Raw genomic sequence first — 16844 nt, forward strand, 5'->3', positions numbered from 1 at the left:
ATTCATAGTCGGCGACGTGCCGGCCAGCGGACTTTATTCGGCCGAGGAGGAGGTTTGCGCGACCAAAGGCACCGGCCGCACTATGCCGGCCCCTCGGCGCGCCAACCATCCCACCAGCAGGCTGCCCAGATAGGCGATGCCGGACAAGCATGTGATCCAGAAGCTCGTCGGCCAATCGGTTTCCCAGGCCAAGATGATGCCGCCCCAGGCCTCCCCCAAGGCCAGCAGCGCCGCGAGCCCGAGACCCAGGCCGAAGCGCGACGTGCAGTTCTGGGCCGCCGCCGCCGGCCCCACCATCAAGGTGAAGACCAGCAGCACACCGACGATCTGGGCGCATTCGGCCACCGCCACGCCGACGATCACCAGGAAGGCGACCGAGAGGGTGCGCAACGGCACGCCCTTCGCTTCGGCAAGCTCGGGCTGAAGGCTGGAAAACAAGAGCGGCCGGGCGATGAGGCCGAGTGCCAACAGGCTCAAACCCGACAAGACAGCGAGGCTGAGCAGCGCCGACGGCCCGACCGCCAGGACGTTGCCGAACAACAACGCCGTCGCCTCCGTCGCGTAAGCGGTGTAAAAATGCAGGAACAGCAGGCCGAGTCCGAGCGCCAGCGACAACATCATGCCGATCGCCACATCGCGCGCCGAGAGCTTCTCGCCCAACAGGCCCATGCCAATGCCGGCCAGCACCGTGAAGCCGACGAGGCCCGCCAGGGGCGATAGGCCGAACAAGATCGCCCCCGTGGCGCCCGTGAAGCCGACATGGCTGAGCGCGTGGCCCGCAAAGGTCTGGCCGCGCAGCACCAGAAAGTAGCCGACGAGTCCCGACAACACCGCCACGATGCCGCCAGCCGCAAAGGCCTGGCGCATGAAGTCGTAGTCAAGCATGGTGGTGCTCCGCAGCGCCGTGCCCGGCATGGTCGTGATGGGCGCAAGCGTCGTGACGATGCGCGCCAGCCTCGACCTCGATGTCGCCGCTGACCACGAACAGCCGGCGACCGAGACGCAACACCTCGATCGGGGCGCCATACAGCCGCGACAGCGAGGGGCCGGTCACCACCTCGTCGACCGTGCCCAGCATGGCATGGCCGTTGCCAAGATAAAGCACCCGGTCCATGGCACCGAGCAGCGGGTTGAGTTCATGGGCGCTGAACAACACCGTCATGCCGAACTCGGCCTGCAGGCGCTTGACCAGATCCACCGTGGACTGCTGCCGGCTCGGGTCGAGGCTGATCAGCGGCTCGTCGAGCAACAGCAGCTTCGGCCGGCCGAGCAGCGCCTGCGAGATGAGCAGCCGCTGCCGTTCGCCCCCCGACAAGGCCATCAAGGGTCGACGCGCCAGATCGGCGGCCCCTACGGTTTCGAGCGCCCAGCCGACCTCGTCCCGCTCGGCGGCGCTGAGACGCGGCAGGCCCCACCGCCAGCCGCCCGCGGCACTGGCCACATAGTCCCACCCGGTGAGCGACCGGGTGGCGGCCGCCACCCGGTGCTGCGGCATGTAGCCGATGCGGCGATCCCCCTTCAAGGGCGCGGCACCAAACAAGCGGATCGCCCCGGCGCTCGGCTGCAGAAGCCCCAGGATGGCCCGCAGCAAGGTGGTCTTGCCGGCACCGTTCGGGCCGAGCAGGCCGACGAACTCCCCTGCCCCGATCGCCAGATCGACGCCCGAAACGATCGTTCGGGCACCGAGCTTCAGTGTGACGTTCTCGAACGCAATGGCGGTCAAGATTTGCTGCCCGCCAGAGCCGCATCGAGGTCGTTCAACTGGTCGATCATCCACGCCTCATAGGACTTGCCCGCCGGCTCCGTTTCGCTCACGCCCAGCACCGGAACCTGCGCCGCCTTGGCGATGTCGACGAGGCGCTTCACCGCCTGGTGGTCCGCCTGGGCGTTGTAGAGCATCGCCTTCACCTTATGCTGCTTCAGGTCGTCTTCGAAAGCCGCCACGTCCGAGGCGCTCGGCTCGGTGTTGTTCATCACGGCGGTCTGGAACGCCTGGTTGCGCATGTCGAGGCCGAGCGCCTGCGCCATGAGGCCGAACACCGGCTCCGATGCCGTCACGGGCGTGCCCGCATAGGTCGCCTTCATGCTGACGATCTTGGCGGTGAGCGGCTTCAAGCCGGTCTCGAAGGCCTTGGCATTCTGGGTGTAGTCCGCCTTGTGGGCCGGATCGGCCTTTCCGAGGTCTTCGGCCAGCGCGTTTGCGACCGCCACCATGGTGGCGGGCTCATACCACAGGTGCGGGTTGTCGCCCGGCTTGCGGCCGATCAACTCGGCCGCCACGACCGTCATGCGATCGGTGCCCTTCGACGCCTGCAGCAGCTTGTCCATCCAAGGGTCGTAGTCGACGCCGTTGCTGATCACGATTTTGGCGGTGGACAGCGCCCTGGCGGTCTTGGCATCGGCCTCGAACAGGTGCGGATCCTGGTCGGGGTTCGATAGAATGCTGACCACCGTCGCGTGCGGGCCGGCGATCTGCGTGGCGAGCGCACCGTAGAAATTCTCGGCCGCCACGATCGTCATAGGCGCCGCAAAGGCTGTCGCGGCCGGACCCATCAGGGCGAATGCGAGAACACAGGTGGTAGCGCGCATGGACAATCGCTTTCGGCCGGCCCGCCACGGCAGCGGGATCAGATTTTGTTACCCTGTAACAATAAGAGTTACAATATATCATTTGGGAACGCGTGCGGGTTTTGCGGACTTGTGCTAACCCTCGCGCATCGATCACGAGTGACCATCATGGCGAGCCGCAAGGGCGACGCACACGCTTCGAACATCATGGACGCACTCGGACAGGCGCCACGGCCGTTGAGCGCCTATGACCTGCTCGACCGGCTACGACCGACCGGGGTCACGGCGCCGCTGACCGTGTATCGCGCCCTCGACAAGCTGATCGCTGCCGGCAAGGTGCATCGCATCGAATCGCTGAACGCTTTCGTGGCGTGCTGCGATGGCGCCCATCATCATGCCGGGGATGGCCATGGGCCGGATGGGTCGCGGCGCAGCGCGGTGGCCTTCGCGATCTGTGACCGATGCGGGCAGGTCGACGAGTTCCTCGACCAGCGGTTGTTCGCGCGGCTGGATGAGGATCTGAGCACCCGGGGCTTCGCACCGCGGGCCAGTGCGGTCGAGGTCCATGGCACCTGCGCGGCCTGCGCGGCGACGGCGCCCGGCTGACATCCGGAGCCGCCGCGGCGAAACCTTAGAAGCGGTCGATCCGGTAAGGTGTCGGGTCCGTGAAGGTCGGCTCACCGGTCATCATCTCGGCGAGCAGCCGTCCCGTGACGGGCCCGAGCGTCAAGCCGTGGTGCTGATGGCCAAAGTCGAACCACAGCCCCTTGTGCCGCGCCCCCTTGTCGATCACCGGCAGCATGTCGGGTAGGCAGGGCCGCGACCCCATCCAGGGACGCGCCTCAACGGCGTCGCCGAGCGGGAACAAGCGTCGCGCCTTGGGAAGGGCGCGTGCCACCTGGACGGGCGTCGGCGGCGCATCGCGGCGGGCGAACTCGGCCCCGGTGGTCAGCCGGATGCCCTGCGCCATCGGAGCCAGCAGGTAGCCGCCGTCGACGTCCAGTACGGGGCGGTTCAGCACGGCATTGCCCCGCGCCCGGAAATGCTGGTGGTAGCCGCGCTTGACGCCAAGCGGCACCGGGTAGCCGAAGCGGTCCGTGAGGCTGTTCGACCACGGCCCCAGCGCCACCACGACCTCACGGGCGACGATGGCGCTGCCCTCCGTCGCGACACGCCACCCGGCTGCATCCTGATTGAGGCTCAGCGCGTCGCCGCGGACGAAGCGCCCGCCGAGCCGCACCAGCAGCGCCGCATAGGCCTGCACCAGGGCGCCAGGGTCCGACACCGCGGCGGGATCACGGAAATGCAGGCCGCCCGCCAAGCCTTCGGCAAGGAAGGGCTCCTGCTCGGCCAAGCCGGCACCGTCGAGCACGTCGACCGTGAGGCCGTAGGGCCTGAGTTTTTCGCGCTCGACCAGGCCCTTGGCGAGGCTTTCGGCCGTGCGGAACGCCTTGATCCAGCCGACCTTGCGCAACAAGGGCGCGGCTCCGGCCTCGGCCATCAGCGCTTCGTGCTCGACGAGGCAGCGCTGGATCAGCGGCCAGGCGGCCGCTGCCGTGCGGGCGATGGCTTCGGGGGACGAGTTCATGGCGTAGCGCACCAGCCAGGGCAGCACCTGCGGCAAGGCCGACAGATGGTAATGCGCATCGGTGGCGCCATTCCCGGCATAGCGCAGCAGGGTGCCGAGAGCGCGCGGGAACCCGTAGGGAAAGACGGAGGCCCGCTCGATCAGCCCGGCATTGCCGTAGCTGGTTTCCTCGCCGGCCCCGCGGCGGTCCAGCAACACGACCTGTCGCCCGCGTCGTTGCAGGTGAATCGCGGCCGACACGCCGACGATGCCGGCGCCGAGGACCAGAACATCCGTGTTGGCCATCGTTCGGGACCTCGGTTACGGGGACGGCATGCGTCGATGCGAAGCGCCCGGTTCAGCTGGCGCTTGCGGGTCGGCGCTTCTGCCTTACCATTGCAGGCTGGGAGGATGGTAATGGCAACAACCATGGAGGGTACGTTCACGGTGCCGGCCGCGCAGGAGCTCGTCTGGACCAAGCTGAACGATCCGGAGGTCCTGCGCCTGTGCATCTCGGGCTGTGACAGCCTGGAGAAGACCAGCGCCACCCACTTCGTGGCGACAGCCAAGATGCGGGTCGGTCCGCTGCGCACCACCGTGCGGGGGAAGCTCGACCTTTACGACGTCGATGCGCCCCATGGTTGCCGCATCGTCGGCGAGGGCGAAGGCGGCATCGCGGGTTTTGCTCGCGGCATCGCCGATGTGCGCCTGTTCAGCGTGCCGGAGGGGACGCTCGTGACCTATGCGGTCGAGGCCACGGTGGGCGGACGCTTGTCCCATTTCGGCGGAAAGCTCATCAATGGGGTGGCCAAGCGCATGGCCGATGGATTTTTCGCCAACTTCGCGGCCACCCTGCCGGCGCGGCCTGTGACGGCCGCCTGATGCTGTTCTCGAAGAATATCCTGCCGTCGCAAGCCGGCCGCGTCGCGATCGTCACTGGCGCCACGGGCGGACTCGGCTTCGAATGCGCGCAGGCGCTGGCCGGCGCCGGTGCCACGGTGGTGGTGGCGGGCCGCAATCCGCAAAAGGGCCAGGACGCCGTCGCCCGCATCCGGCAGGCGCATCCGACCGCCGCGGTGGCGTTCAGCCTGCTTGATCTCGCGAGCCTCGAATCCGTTTCGGCCTTCGCCGCCGCCACCGAGGCGAGCCACGGAGTAATCGACCTGCTGATCAACAATGCCGGCGTGATGGCGGTGCCGACCCGGCATGACACCCGCGACGGGTTCGAGCTGCAGTTCGGCACCAATTACCTCGGCCATTTCGCTCTGACGGGCCGGTTGCTGCCTCTGCTGCGCCGCAGCCGAAGCGCGCGGCTCGTCAATGTTGCGAGCCTGGCGCACCTTCGCGGCCGCATCGACTTCGCCGATCCGCAGGGGCGGCGGCGCTATCATCCCTGGAAGGCCTACAGCCAGTCCAAGCTCGCCATGCTGATGTTCGGCACCGAGTTCCAACGGCGCAGCGCGGCGCTTGGCTGGGGCGTCATCGGCGTCTCGGCCCACCCGGGCTGGGCCCAGACGGAGATCTTCAGCAACGGTCCGACGCTGGGCGGCGCGTCGGGCTGGAAGGAGCGCATTGGCATGCTGGCCTTCCCGGTCTTCGGGCAATCGGCGGTCGCCGGGGCGCGACCCATCCTGCATGCCGCGACGGCGCCTCGCATCCAGGCGGGCGGCTATTACGGACCGGACGGGTACTATGAGCTGAAAGGCGCCCCGAAGGCGGCCCGTATCGCCCCGCAGGCCCGCAACGTCGATGCGGCGGCGCGGCTTTGGGATTTGTCGGTCGACCTGACGGGGGTCGATCCGAGGGTCTTTGCCGCACGCGACAGCGCCGCGGCTGGCGTGCCATAAGCCTGCCGGAGCCGCCCATGTCCTCTGCGCCTGCCCTCGCTCAAGCCTTGCCGCCCACGCTCGTGCCTGGGCGGAGCTGCGGGACCTGCGCCCTGTGCTGCAAAGTCTTCGCCATCGCGGAGTTGGACAAGGTCCCGGGCCAATGGTGCCGCCATGTCGTGCAGGGGCGGGGCTGCGGCATCCATGATACGCGGCCGCAAACGTGCCGGCAGTTCTTCTGTCATTGGCTGCGCAACCCGCGGCTCGGGCCGGAGTGGCAACCCAACCGGGCCAAGTTCCTGATCTATACGGAGATGGGCGGTCGTCGCATGGTGGTGGTGCCGGACGTCGGCGCCCCGACGGCCTGGCGCAGCCAGCCCTTTTACGCGCAGTTCAAGCGTTGGGCCGCCCTGGGCGCCTCCCGCAACAACCAAATTCTCGTCTTTGTCGGCAAGCGCGCCACCGCGATCCTGCCCGATCGCGACCTCGACCTTGGCATCGTCGAGGTCGGGGACGAGGTGATCTACCGGGTGGCGGGGTCGCGCATCGAGGTCGAGCACCGCAGGATGCCGGCCGTGGTGACGCCCGGTCTCTCCGTCCCGGCAAGGAGCCCCGATCATGCTGGCCAGTGACGATGCCATCCTCGAAGCTGCCGAAGCCTGGCGGCGGGCCGGCAAGGGCGTGGCGCTCGCCACCGTGATCGAGACCTGGGGCTCTGCACCGCGACCGGTTGGCAGCCACCTCGTCACCGATCAGGATGGGGCCTTCCTGGGCTCGGTCTCGGGCGGTTGCGTCGAGGTCGATGTCGTCACGGAAGCGATCGACATCATCGCCGCGGGTGGCAGCAAGGTGCTGGAGTTCGGCGTCGCGGACGAAACCGCCTGGCGGGTCGGCCTGTCGTGCGGCGGCCGCATCCGGGTGCTGGTCGAACGGATCGATTGAGGGTCAACGATGCGTCTCGAGCTTCTCGCCGCCCTCAACCGGGAGCGCGCCGCGCGCCGCGCCGCCGCCGTGGTGACGGATCTCGGCAGCGGCGAACAGCGGCTCGTCCCGGCCGATGCGATGGCGGCCGACCCCCTGGCTGACCTCCTCGCGAGCCGGCTGGCTTCGGGGCGGGGCGGCGTGGTCGAGCACGACGGCCGTGCGTTGTTTGTCGCCGTGCAGGTTCCGCCCGTGCGGCTGGTGGTGATCGGCGCGGTCCACGTCAGCCAGGCCCTCGCCCCGATGGCCCGGCTCGCAGGTTTCGCCATGACAGTGATCGACCCCCGTACCGCCTTTGCGACGGTCGAGCGCTTCCCTGATTGTGCCGTCGTACCCGCCTGGCCGGATGAGGCCCTTCGCGGTCTCGGTGGCCTCGACCGCTTCACGGCCGTGGCGGCGCTGACCCATGACCCCAAGATCGACGACCCCGCTCTCGCGGCGGCGCTCAGCAGCGACTGCATCTACGTCGGGGCGCTCGGCTCGCGCAAAACCCATGCGGCGCGGCTGGCCCGGCTGGCGGCGCTCGGCTTCGGCCCCGAGGCGACCGACCGCATCCACGCCCCGATCGGCCTCGACATTAGCGCCGTCAGCCCGGCCGAGATCGCGGTATCGATCCTGGCGCAGGTGATCCTGGCGCTCCGCCGCAAGCCGACCCGCGCCGAGCGGGATGGCGGAGGCACGAACCGATGAAGTTCGGAGCGGTTCCCGTGCCGGACGCGGTCGGTGCCACCGTGGTCCACACGGTGCAGCTCGGTGGGCTCGTGCTGAAAAAGGGCGAGACGGTCACCCATGCGCATGCGGCGATGCTGGCCGAGCGTGGCCTGCGCGAGATCGTGGTGGCGCGGCTCGAAGCCGACGACGTCGGTGAGAACGAAGCGGCGCAGAGCATCGCCACGGCCCTGGCGGGCCGGGAGATTACGGTCGAGCGCGCCTTCACGGGACGGGCCAACCTGTTCGCGCGACACAACGGCATCCTGCAGGTCGAGGCAGCCCGCGTGGACGATCTCAACGCGGTCGACGAGTCGCTGACGCTCGCGACCCTGCCGCCTTACCGCGCCGTGACGGCGGGCGAGATGGTGGCGACCGTCAAAATTATTCCGTTTGCGGTCTCGCGACCGATCCTCGACCAGGCGCTCGCCTTGGCGTCGCGCCCGGTGGTGCAGGTGCATCGGTTCCAGCCGTTGCGGGTCGGCGTGTTGTCGACCGTGTTGCCGGGGCTGAAACCGGCCGTGGTTCGCAAGACGGTGCTGCATCTGGCGGCGCGACTCGCCCCGGCCGCCGCCCCGATCGTGGTCGACGAGGCGCTGCCGCACGACGCCGAGGCCCTGGCCACGCGCCTCGCCCAGGTGGCCGGACTCTGTGACATCATCGTGGTGTTCGGGGCCTCGGCCATCACGGACCGCCGCGACATCATTCCGATGGCCTTGCTGCAAGCCGGCGGTACCATCGAGCAGTTCGGCATGCCGGTCGATCCCGGCAACCTGCTGCTCCTCGGCCGGCTCGGCGGCGCGGCGGTGATCGGCGCGCCGGGATGCGCCCGGAGCCCGAAGGAGAACGGCTTCGACTGGGTGCTGCAGCGCCTCCTGGCCGGCCTGGAGGTCACTCGGGCCGACGTTCGCAGGCTCGGGGTCGGTGGGCTGCTGATGGAGATCGTTTCGCGCCCGCAGCCGCGCCTCGACGGCGGCGCCTCGGCCCCACCGCTTGCGGAGCCCTCGGCCGCGTGACGCCCCACGCCATCGTATTGTTGGCGGCCGGTCGAGCCACCCGCTACCGCGCCGCGGGCGGTCCCGAACCAACGAAGCTGCTCGCGGCGTGGCGCGGCGAACCGTTGGTGCGTCACGCGGCACGAGCCGCCCTCGAGTCGCGCGCCGCACCGGTGATCGTTGTCACTGGCCATGCGGCCGAAGCCGTCCTGGCGGCGCTCGCGGGTCTCGCAGTCAGGCCCGCACATAATCCAGCCTTTGCCGAGGGGCTCGCAACCTCGCTCCAGGTGGGCATCGCTGCTGTGCCGCCCGCCTGCCCCGGCGCCCTCGTGATGCTGGCCGATATGCCCGCCGTGACCCCGGCCATCCTCGACGCGCTGCTGGACGCCGCGCTCGCCAGCCCCGATGCCAGCGCCGTTGTGCCGTCGTATGGGGGCATCCGCGGCAACCCGGTGGTGCTGTCGCGGACGCTGTTCCCGGCCGTTCACACGCTGCGGGGTGATGTCGGGGCCCGCCAACTGCTCCGCGACCCGGCGCTGCGCGTCATCGAGGTGGCGCTGTCCGACGCCGGCATTGCCCATGACATGGACGCGCCGGCAGACCTCTCGGAGCCGTTAACCAAGGCTTGATCATTCGAGCGTGCAATCGGCGAGGCGCGACCGTTTCGCCGCGCCACAACCAGGACCGACACCGACGCAACCTGAAAAGGCGGATTCCATGGCATTGCTGCTCGACGACCTCAGCGACCGCGTGACCCTCCTGTCCGGCTATGGCTTGACCACGGCCGAAATCCTGTATCGCCTGCCCGACCATCCCTCGATCCTGCAAAGCTATGTCTGGCAGGACTACGACGTGACGCCGAGCTTTCCGGCGCTGAACAAGTTTCTGAGTTTTTGGCGCGATACGCTCGACGGTGCTCTGCACGCGGTGCGGGTGAACCACGCTCATTTGCTGAAGCCCTGCGAGTTGCGTCTCATCGGTGCTGAATTCCAGCTTCACTGAGCGCGGCCGGCCCTACATCAGCTTCAGCTTGCGCAAGCTCTGGGTGCCGTTGCGGCCGACGATCAGGTGGTCGTGCACTTCGATCTCCATGGCGCGCGCCAGGGCGACGATCTGCTTCGTCATCGTGATGTCGGCTTGCGACGGGGTGGGATCACCCGAGGGATGGTTGTGGACCAGGATCAAGGCGGTGGAGCCGAGTTCCAGCGCCCGCTTGATGATCTCACGCGGATAGGCGGGCGTGTGATCGACGGTGCCGGTGCTCTGCACCTCGTCGCGGATCAGCACGTTGCGCTTGTCGAGGAACAGGATGCGGAATTCTTCCCGCTCGACAAAGGCTTGCGCGGCGCGGCAATAATCCATCACGGCGGCCCATGAACCCAGCACGGTCCGCTTGGCGACGGCGCCTTTCACCATCTGCTGGGCGGCCGCCTCGACGATTTTCAGCTCGACGATGGCGGCATCACCGATGCCTTTCACCTCGCGCAGCCGATCCGGCCGCGCCGTGAGAACTTCCGCGAAGGAGCCGAACCGGGCCAGCAAGGCTTTGGCAAGCGGCTTCATATCCTGCCGCGGCTGCGCCCGAAACAAGATCAGCTCCAGCAACTCATAGGGGGCGATGCCCTCAGCCCCGGCGTTCAGGAAGCGCTCGCGCAGCCGGTCACGGTGGCCGACGCGATGGTCTTTGACGATGAGCGCGGGGATCGGGTCGGGACTGCGAGGCGACGCGTCCGGCAGGGCCGTATCGGTCGGCTTCGGCGTGAAGAGTGGCGCCTCGTCGAGACCACTCACCTGCGCCAACCCTCAGGCGTAGGCGGGCTGGTGCAGCCCCGCCGGCGACAGGGTGAAGATCTCGACGCCGGTTTCGGTGACCGCAACCGTATGCTCGAACTGGGCCGATAACGAGCGGTCGCGCGTCACGGCCGTCCAGCCGTCGCTCAGCACCTTCACGTGCGGTCGACCGAGGTTCACCATGGGTTCGATGGTGAAGAACATGCCGGGCTTCAGCACGACGCCCTCGCCGCTGCGTCCGTAATGCAGGATGTTGGGCTCGTCGTGGAACAAGCGGCCAAGCCCGTGGCCGCAAAATTCACGCACGATCGAGCACCGCTCGGCCTCGGCATAATCCTGGATCACCGCCCCGATATCGCCCGTGGTGGCGCCCGGCTTCACGGCCGCGATGCCGCGCATCAGGCTTTCATAGGTGACCTGGACGAGCCGTTCGGCCCGGCGCGGCACGTCGCCCACGAGATACATGCGGCTCGAATCGCCGTGCCAGCCATCGACGATGAGGGTGAGGTCGATGTTGACGATGTCGCCATCCCGCATCGGCTTCTCGTCGGGAATGCCGTGGCAGACAACATGGTTAATCGAGGTGCAGATCGACTTGCGGAAGCCGCGGTAATCGAGGGAGGCCGGGTAAGCGCCGTGATCCATCGCGAAGGTGAAGGCGAGCTTGTCGAGCGCCTCGGTGGTGACCCCCGGCTTGACGGCCTCGGTCATCAGGTCGAGGGCCTCGGCGGTCAACCGGCCGGCCTTGCGCATGCCTTCGAACTCATCCGGACCATGCAGCTTGATCTGGCCCGTCTTGCGGATCGGGGCGACGGCGGCTTCGGTGAACGTCATGGCACAAGCGGGCGAAATCGGAGGGAGAGCATCCCCTAGTCTATGCCGAAACCCGGCCAGGGCAATGTTTGACTTTGCGTCCGCGGAGGAATGTCGGCAGACGTGCTGCACGCGGCGCGAGCTTGCGTCAGCGGGCCCCGGGCCGCCATGACCAGCAACGCGACCAAGCGGAAGGCGCACGTGTTTGGCTCGACGCTGCACGATCGTCACGGCTGCCTGCTACCGCCCAGATCAAAAACGTGCCGCAGAATGGTGCAGGGAGTGCCTCGCCCGTTGACAGCTTTCGCGGTTTGAAGCTTGTCCCAAGAGACGCAACACGGTGCCGGCGTTTGAATGCACGATTCTCCCTAACACCAGCTGGGCCGGCTCATTGGCAGGACCGTCCTGCCGGCTTTGGGTGGCGGCACCGATCCATCCGCTGTGGCGATAAGCGAGTGGTTCGAAACAGTCGCACGTACCTGGATGGTTCATGATGGTCGCTGACAGCGGCAAGGCGACCTTCGGGATCGAGGGCCTCGACGACGTGCTCGGGGGCGGGCTGACGCGCGAGCGGGTGTATCTTCTCGAAGGCAGCCCCGGCACCGGCAAGACCACGACCTCGCTGCAATTCCTGCTCGAGGGCACGCGGGCGGGCGAGACCGGCCTCTACATCACCATGTCGGAAACGGAAGACGAGTTGCGGGAAACCGCCACCTCGCATGGCTGGTCGCTCGACGGCGTCGAAATCTTTCAGCTGATCCCACCCGAAAGCCTGCTCGACGAGAATCAACAGCAGAGCCTGCTCTATTCGTCCGACCTCGAACTCGGCGAAACCACGCGCCAGATCTTCGCGGCCATCGACCGCGCGAAGCCGAGCCGGGTGGTGCTCGACAGCTTGTCGGAACTCCGGCTCCTGGCCGGATCGTCGCTGCGATACCGGCGCCAAGTCCTGGCTCTCAAGCATTTCTTCGCCCGCGAGGCCGTGACGGTGCTGATGCTCGACGATCTGTCGGCCGATACGCAGGACAACACCGTGCACAGCATCGCGCATGCGGTCGTGATGCTGCAGGAACTCGCGCCGGATTACGGCGCGCAGCGACGCCGCCTCCGGGTGATCAAATATCGTGGACAGCGCTTCCGCGGCGGCTTTCACGATTTCACCATCGCCACCGGTGGCGTGGTGGTGTTCCCCCGCCTGATCTCGCTCGAACATAAGACCGGCTTCTCGCGCGATCGGCTCGTCAGCGGCATTGCCGAGCTCGACGCCCTGCTGGGCGGCGGCATCGAGAAGGGCTCGAGTACACTGATCCTCGGGCCGGCCGGCACCGGTAAATCACTGGTCTCGGTCCAATATGTGTTGGCCGCCATCGAGCGCGGCGAGCGCGCCGCGATGTTCGTCTTCGACGAGGAACTGGCGATGTTGTTCGCTCGGACCCGTGCCATGGGTCTCGATCTCGAAGGCCACCGCGACCGTGGCGAATTGTTCATCGAGCAGATCGACGCGGCCGAACTGTCGCCAGGCGAGTTCGCCCATAAGGTGCGGAGCATCGTCGACCGCAACGGCGTGAAGACCGTGGTGATCGACAGCCTCAACGGCTACCAGGCCGCCATGCCGGACGAGAACGCGCTCGTGCTGCACATCCACGAACTGCTGCAGTTCCTCAACCGGCAGGGCGCCACCACCTTTTTGACCGTGGCGCAGCACGGCCTCGTGGGCGACATGAAGGCGCCGGTGGACGTGACCTATCTGGCCGACACGGTGGTGCTGCTCCGCTATTTCGAGGCGTTCGGGCGGGTGCGCCGCGCCATTTCGGTCATCAAGAAGCGCGCCAGCAATCACGAGGATACGATCCGGGAATATCGGATCGGTGCGCGTGGCTTGCAGGTCGGTGAGCCGCTCAGCAACTTCGTCGGTGTTCTGCGTGGGACGCCAAGCTTCGTGGGCGCAGCCGACGAACCCACGTTACTCGATCGCGATCCGTCGTGAGCGGTTATGCAGACCGCGTTTCCGAACGTATCCTGATCCTGGCGCCCAGTGGTCGCGATGCCGCGATCGCCGGAAAGCTGCTGCACGATGCCGGCGTTGCGTCCCTGGCCGTGGCGACGCTGCCTGAACTTCTTGGCTGCTTGGTCGAGACGGCCGGTGCGGTGTTGCTGACCGAGGAAGCGGTTCGCACCGTCGATCTGCATCCCCTGGCGGCATGGCTCGCCGACCAGCCGGCCTGGTCCGACATGCCGTTCATCCTGCTGACCCAGCAAGGCGGCGGCCTCGAGCGCAACTCGGGGGCGGCGCGTTTGTCGAGCCTGCTCGGCAACGTCACCTTCCTGGAACGCCCCTTTCACCCCACCACGCTGGTCAGCTTGGTGCAGACGGCGTTGCGGGGCCGACGCAGGCAATACGAGGCTCGGACCCGGCTCGACGACCTGCGTGCCAGCGAGGAAGGGCTGCGCGATCTGAACGCAACCCTCGAGCACCGCGTGGCCCAGGCGATCGACGAGCGCGCCCTGGCCGAGGAAGCGCTGCGACAAAGCCAGAAGATGGAGGTCGTGGGCCAGCTCACCGGCGGCGTGGCGCATGATTTCAACAACCTGCTCACCATCATCCGGTCGTCGGTCGATCTCCTGCGTCGCCCTGGTCTGAGCGAGGATCGGCGCGGCCGATACATGGATGCGGTGTCCGATACCGTCGACAGGGCCGCCAAACTGACCGGCCAATTGCTCGCCTTCGCGCGGCGCCAGGCGTTGCAGCCCGAAGTGTTCGATGTGGGCGAGCGGCTTGGCGGCGTCGCCGACATGCTGAACACCGTCACGGGCGCGCGCATCCGGGTCGTCGCCGAGATCATGTCGGAGCCCTGCTTCGTCAATGCCGACCTCAGCCAGTTCGAGACCGCGGTGGTCAACATGGGGGTGAATGCCCGTGACGCCATGGAGGGCGAAGGCACGCTGACGTTGCGGTTGGAAGCCGGTCAGGCCCTGCCGGCGATCCGGGGGCACGCCGGCTCGCGCGGGCCTTTCGCGGTCATCACCCTGGTCGATACGGGCTGCGGCATCGCGGCCGACCAGCTCAGCCGCATCTTCGAGCCCTTCTTCACCACCAAGGAAGTCGGCAAGGGCACCGGCCTCGGCCTCAGCCAAGTGTTCGGCTTCGCCAAGCAGTCTGGCGGCGACGTGGATGTCGAGAGTGTCACCGACGCAGGCACGACGTTTCGCCTGTACCTGCCGGAAGTCGATGGAGGCCGTGTGGTGGCGCGCATCGACAAGAGCTTCGACCTGTCGATCGACGGGGGCGGCCGGCGCGTCCTGGTGGTGGAGGACAACGTCGAGGTCGGCACCTTTGCGACCCAGATCCTGCAGGACCTCGGCTATCACATCGCCTGGGTGCCGAATGCCGAAGAGGCGCTTGGCAAGCTTGCCGACGACGACGCGGCCTTCGACGTCGTATTCTCGGACGTCGTCATGCCGGGCATGGGCGGCATCGAGCTCGCCAAGATCCTGAAGGTCAGCTACCCCCGACTGCCGGTGGTTCTGGCCTCGGGTTACAGCCACGTGTTGGCTGAGGAAGGCACCCACGGGTTCGAGCTGCTGCACAAGCCTTATTCGGCGGACCAGCTGTCCCGCATGCTGCAGCAGGTGATGGCCGAGGCGGCCTCGGTGCGGAGCGCAGCACCGTGACGAGCTTGCCTTTACCACCACCCCTCGTGGGGGATGCCGGCCGACTCGCCGCGCTGAAAGAGACCGGCGTTCTCGATACGGGTCCAGAGTCCGCGTATGACGGCGTCGTGCTGCTCGCACGCACGCTATGCGCCGCGCCTGTGGCCTTGATCAGCTTGGTGGCCGAAGAGCGGCAATGGTTCAAGGCGCGGTCCGGCTTCGGCCCGGAGGAAACCTCGCTCGACGCATCGGTCTGCAGCCACGCCCTCGGCGGCGTCGGACTGCTGATCATCCCCGACCTCATGCAGGATGACCGCACCCGGGACAACCCGCTGGTCATCGCCGGGCCGCGTCTGCGGTTCTACGCCGGCGCGCCGCTGCGCACCGCGGATGGCCATGCGCTCGGAACCGTATGCGTGCTCGACTCGGTGCCGCGCCCAGCCGGTCTGACGCCCGAGCAGGCCGAAGGGCTGCAAGCCCTCGCCACTTTGGTCATGGCGCTGCTGGCCGCAAGGCGGATGGCTGGCTGACGCAAGTTGGATGCGAGCCGACTTGAGCGCGTGGTTCAGGCAACCGCGGTTCAGCATCTGCCCGAGCGACGATGATCTTCGATCGGCTGACGCGCAGGATTATGCCGGCGTCACGCATGAATTCTTCGGCATGGGTCTTGTGGTCGGCAAGGCCAAGCAGGCCGAGCATCTTGCGGTCAAGAACCTGAAGGCCGCTTTCGCGGCGAAGTAATCCGCTGCGATCGGGCGAAGCCAAACGCCTGCGCCTTGAATGAGACCTCACCCACCGCCCGGGTTCGCTCAGAACCCCGGCGGTGGGCGACTGCCACACGGGCTGCCTTGGCGACGGCCGGCGTGGCCGCTGGCTCATTGAGGCCTTAAGGAGAGCCTCGCCCACTTCGCTGCGATCACCCTTGAAGCTAAGTGTCACTGATGCCGAGCCTTCACACGGATCACGAACGCGATCGCGAGGCCCGCGGGGAAGATTGGCGGCAAGCCCTTGTGCCCCGCCCGGAGCCGGGCTTAGACCAGTCGAGGAGTGCGGGCGCCACCCCCCGGCCGTGGAGCTGTATGACCGTCGTGAATGACCTTTCGCCGTTCGGGCATCATGCGCCGCGCGGACTTGTGGCGAAAGTGCTGCGGCTGACCCGGCATCGGCGGGAGTCCTGGCTCGGGCGTCGGTTCGGGTTCGCCTGCCGGGCCGCCGGATTGGCGTTGCTGCGCGGCGCCCCTCAGGATGTTGATGCGATCGGAGCCCGCATGCGGCTCTACCCCTCGCATAACGTGTCCGAGAAGAACCTGCTGTTCACGCCCCACCTGTTCGATCCCGAAGAGCGGGAGCTGCTGGCGTCCCGCATCGGTGAAGGATTCGTGTTCATCGACATCGGCGCCAATGTCGGGGGCTACAGCTTGTTCGTCGCGGCCCAGGCTGGGCCGCATGCCCGTATCCTGGCGGTCGAACCGCAGCCCGATATCTTCGAGCGGCTCGTCTACAACGTGCGACAGAACCCCTTCGGCAGCATCAAGGCGCTCGAATGTGCCGTGGCTGACCAGGACGGCGAGATCACGATGTTTCTCGATCCTGCGAACAGCGGCGAAAGCTCGGTTCGTTTCGTTCATGTGCGGGATCAGGGTCCCTCGGTGCGGGTGGCCAGCAAAACACTCGCCACCGTGCTGCGCGAGGAGCGGCTGGACCGGATCGATGCCTTGAAGGTCGATGTCGAGGGTGCCGAAGACCTGGTGCTCGAACCCTTCTTCCGCACCGTGCCGGGGCGCCTGTGGCCGACCCTGCTGATCGTCGATAACGGGTCCGCCCAGGCGACCGCGACCGTCGAGGCGCTCGGGGATGGGCGGGCCTATCGCAAGCTGCTGCGAACGCGCAGCAACGACATCTTCGAGCGCATCGCTTAGTCGGGCTTCCCACCGGCGCGGCGCG

At 67.5% G+C, this 16844-nt stretch carries 20 protein-coding genes; 14 read left to right on the plus strand and 6 right to left on the minus strand.

Going from position 1 to position 16844, the window contains the following annotated elements; all coding sequences use genetic code 11:
* Positions 1-33 precede the first annotated feature (33 nt).
* From P7D22_RS00165 to P7D22_RS00175, 3 genes are read right to left on the minus strand one after another with little or no spacing between them, the layout of a single operon-like run.
* The gene (locus tag P7D22_RS00165; RefSeq protein ID WP_319932172.1) at positions 34-885 is read right to left on the minus strand and encodes a metal ABC transporter permease; all 852 of its coding nucleotides are present in this window, start codon (positions 883-885) and stop codon (positions 34-36) included.
* Entirely contained in the window at positions 878-1723 is an 846-nt protein-coding gene (locus tag P7D22_RS00170) for a metal ABC transporter ATP-binding protein (protein ID WP_319932173.1), read from the minus strand. The genes P7D22_RS00165 and P7D22_RS00170 overlap by 8 nt, the downstream gene beginning before the upstream one ends.
* Positions 1720-2589: a metal ABC transporter solute-binding protein, Zn/Mn family gene (locus P7D22_RS00175; protein WP_319932174.1), complete on the minus strand. Its 870-nt coding sequence runs from the start codon at positions 2587-2589 to the stop codon at positions 1720-1722. Before P7D22_RS00175 ends, P7D22_RS00170 begins: the two co-directional genes overlap by 4 nt.
* A 147-nt stretch (positions 2590-2736) precedes the next feature.
* Between P7D22_RS00175 and P7D22_RS00180 the strand changes: the two genes are divergently transcribed.
* A complete protein-coding gene (locus P7D22_RS00180; RefSeq protein ID WP_319932175.1) occupies positions 2737-3174 on the plus strand; it encodes a Fur family transcriptional regulator in 438 nt (145 codons plus the stop codon).
* 25 nt (positions 3175-3199) lie between these two features.
* Here the strand turns inward: P7D22_RS00180 and P7D22_RS00185 are convergent, their stop codons facing one another.
* Positions 3200-4441: an NAD(P)/FAD-dependent oxidoreductase gene (locus tag P7D22_RS00185; RefSeq protein WP_319932176.1), complete on the minus strand. Its 1242-nt coding sequence runs from the start codon at positions 4439-4441 to the stop codon at positions 3200-3202.
* Between the two features lie 111 nt (positions 4442-4552).
* On the opposite strand from P7D22_RS00185, the gene P7D22_RS00190 reads away from it, so the two are divergent.
* The 8 genes from P7D22_RS00190 to P7D22_RS00225 all read left to right on the plus strand — a co-directional run bounded on the left by P7D22_RS00190 (position 4553) and on the right by P7D22_RS00225 (position 9647).
* A complete protein-coding gene (locus P7D22_RS00190) occupies positions 4553-5017 on the plus strand; it encodes a CoxG family protein (RefSeq protein ID WP_319932177.1) in 465 nt (154 codons plus the stop codon).
* Positions 5017-5982 (plus strand): oxidoreductase, encoded by a 966-nt coding sequence (locus P7D22_RS00195; protein WP_319932178.1) that lies wholly within the window; start codon positions 5017-5019, stop codon positions 5980-5982. Before P7D22_RS00190 ends, P7D22_RS00195 begins: the two co-directional genes overlap by 1 nt.
* Before the next feature lie 17 nt (positions 5983-5999).
* Positions 6000-6593 carry a YkgJ family cysteine cluster protein gene (locus P7D22_RS00200; protein WP_319932179.1) on the plus strand — a complete coding sequence of 198 codons (594 nt, stop codon included), beginning with the start codon at positions 6000-6002 and terminating at the stop codon, positions 6591-6593.
* Positions 6580-6903, plus strand: a complete 324-nt coding sequence (locus P7D22_RS00205) for an XdhC family protein (protein ID WP_319932180.1) — start codon at positions 6580-6582, stop codon at positions 6901-6903. The genes P7D22_RS00200 and P7D22_RS00205 overlap by 14 nt, the downstream gene beginning before the upstream one ends.
* Positions 6904-6912: 9 nt before the next feature.
* Entirely contained in the window at positions 6913-7632 is a 720-nt protein-coding gene (locus P7D22_RS00210) for an XdhC family protein (protein WP_319932181.1), read from the plus strand.
* Complete coding sequence (locus P7D22_RS00215; RefSeq protein ID WP_319932182.1) at positions 7629-8666, plus strand: molybdopterin-binding protein; 1038 nt, start codon at positions 7629-7631, stop codon at positions 8664-8666. The genes P7D22_RS00210 and P7D22_RS00215 overlap by 4 nt, the downstream gene beginning before the upstream one ends.
* Positions 8663-9274: a nucleotidyltransferase family protein gene (locus tag P7D22_RS00220; RefSeq protein WP_319932183.1), complete on the plus strand. Its 612-nt coding sequence runs from the start codon at positions 8663-8665 to the stop codon at positions 9272-9274. Before P7D22_RS00215 ends, P7D22_RS00220 begins: the two co-directional genes overlap by 4 nt.
* Positions 9275-9362: 88 nt before the next feature.
* Complete coding sequence (locus tag P7D22_RS00225) at positions 9363-9647, plus strand: usg protein (protein WP_319932184.1); 285 nt, start codon at positions 9363-9365, stop codon at positions 9645-9647.
* A gap of 12 nt (positions 9648-9659) precedes the next feature.
* On the opposite strand, the gene radC is transcribed toward P7D22_RS00225, so the two are convergent.
* Positions 9660-10382 (minus strand): RadC family protein, encoded by a 723-nt coding sequence (radC, locus tag P7D22_RS00230; RefSeq protein WP_442915996.1) that lies wholly within the window; start codon positions 10380-10382, stop codon positions 9660-9662.
* A 66-nt stretch (positions 10383-10448) separates the two neighbouring features.
* On the minus strand, positions 10449-11270 hold the full coding sequence (gene map / locus P7D22_RS00235; RefSeq protein WP_319932185.1) for a type I methionyl aminopeptidase: 822 nt from the start codon (positions 11268-11270) through the stop codon (positions 10449-10451).
* Positions 11271-11739: 469 nt separating this feature from the next.
* On the opposite strand from map, the gene P7D22_RS00240 reads away from it, so the two are divergent.
* From P7D22_RS00240 to P7D22_RS00260, 5 genes are all read left to right on the plus strand, one after another.
* Entirely contained in the window at positions 11740-13236 is a 1497-nt protein-coding gene (locus tag P7D22_RS00240) for an ATPase domain-containing protein (protein ID WP_319932186.1), read from the plus strand.
* On the plus strand, positions 13233-14921 hold the full coding sequence (locus P7D22_RS00245; RefSeq protein ID WP_319932187.1) for an ATP-binding protein: 1689 nt from the start codon (positions 13233-13235) through the stop codon (positions 14919-14921). Before P7D22_RS00240 ends, P7D22_RS00245 begins: the two co-directional genes overlap by 4 nt.
* Positions 14918-15430: a GAF domain-containing protein gene (locus P7D22_RS00250; RefSeq protein ID WP_319932188.1), complete on the plus strand. Its 513-nt coding sequence runs from the start codon at positions 14918-14920 to the stop codon at positions 15428-15430. The genes P7D22_RS00245 and P7D22_RS00250 overlap by 4 nt, the downstream gene beginning before the upstream one ends.
* Positions 15431-15452: 22 nt before the next feature.
* On the plus strand, positions 15453-15641 hold the full coding sequence (locus P7D22_RS00255) for a hypothetical protein (protein ID WP_319932189.1): 189 nt from the start codon (positions 15453-15455) through the stop codon (positions 15639-15641).
* Between the two features lie 338 nt (positions 15642-15979).
* On the plus strand, positions 15980-16819 hold the full coding sequence (locus tag P7D22_RS00260) for an FkbM family methyltransferase (RefSeq protein ID WP_319932190.1): 840 nt from the start codon (positions 15980-15982) through the stop codon (positions 16817-16819).
* The last annotated feature ends 25 nt before the right edge of the window (positions 16820-16844 follow it).

This window comes from Lichenihabitans sp. Uapishka_5, from assembly GCF_033947565.1.
GTDB lineage: Bacteria > Pseudomonadota > Alphaproteobacteria > Rhizobiales > Beijerinckiaceae > Lichenihabitans.